The sequence below is a fragment of the Oerskovia sp. NPDC056781 genome (genome assembly GCF_042789955.1).
Classification (GTDB): Bacteria; Actinomycetota; Actinomycetes; order Actinomycetales; family Cellulomonadaceae; genus Oerskovia; species Oerskovia rustica.
Map to the genome: position 1 here is coordinate 1 of NZ_JBHUAD010000414.1, position 1077 is coordinate 1077.

At 71.8% G+C, this 1077-nt stretch carries 1 pseudogene; it reads right to left on the reverse strand.

The window, feature by feature from the left end:
* Positions 1-57 precede the first annotated feature (57 nt).
* Positions 58-1077, reverse strand: a pseudogene (locus ACFRCR_RS18845) (hypothetical protein); the annotation flags it as partial.

Below are 1077 nucleotides of genomic sequence, written 5' to 3' on the forward strand. Positions count from 1 at the left end.
GGACGGGAGCGGCCCCATGCACGCTCCCGTCCTGACGAGGCCCGGCTGGTCGAGGCGTCAGCCGCAGCTGATCGCCTCGTACCCGGCTTCATAGGGCGTCGTGACCGTGACGCCCTCGACGATCGCGGTGCCCGTGACCGTCGCCGCACCGGCGTCGATCGCGGTCGCCCGCGAGCTGAACGACTGCGAGGCCGACTTGCCCGGCGCGACGTTCTTGAACGACTTGGTCCCGAACGGTGTCTCGACCACGACGTCGGCCTTCAGGTCGCCGTCGTTGACCGCCCGGACCGCGACCTGCGCCTTGCCCGCGACGCAACGTGACTGCGCCGTGACCGTGAGCTCGACCGACGCGTCGAGGTTCCGGACACCGACCGTCTGCCAGCGCTTGCCCGCGCTCGCGTTGTGCAGGTGCAGCAGGAGCAGCTCGCCCGTCCCGGCCCCGGCCGCGGCAGCGGACCGGTTGACCGTGACCGGGGCGTCGTCGGCGCCCACGAACAGGAGCTGCCCACCGCCGCTGAACCAGTACGCGGGGTCGTACGGGTCGCCCGTGAACGGGCCGACCCGGTCGATCGACTGGTCGGGCTGCGTGCCGTAGTACGAGTACGTCGCGACCGTGAACGACGGCACCGTACCCGGCTCGATGCCGAGCTCGCCGATCGCGATCGGCACGACGAGCACGTTGCTGTCGAAGACCGACGTGTCGACGTCCGCCCAGACCGAGTTGACCGGCTCGAGCAGCACGCCCTCGCCCGCCCCGTACTCCACGCCGTCGGGACCGGTCCAGTCCTTGAGCGTGTACGTGGTCGCCAGGGTCAGGTCCGACTCGTTGTACTTGCGGACCACGGTCTCGAACTCGGCCGAGCCGTCGCCGTCCACGTCGGTCTCGACCGACGGGAACATGACAGCTCCGAGCGAGGCCCAGTCGCCGTCCATGGCCACGCCGATGCCGATCCGACCGTCGCCCGGCTCGGCGCCCGCGGCCGCGTACTGCGGCGCGCTCGACGTGAAGCCGACCGCGCGGATGTCGCCCGACGCGACCGCCGAGGCCGACGAGCCCGCGGCAGCATCGGCCTCGAG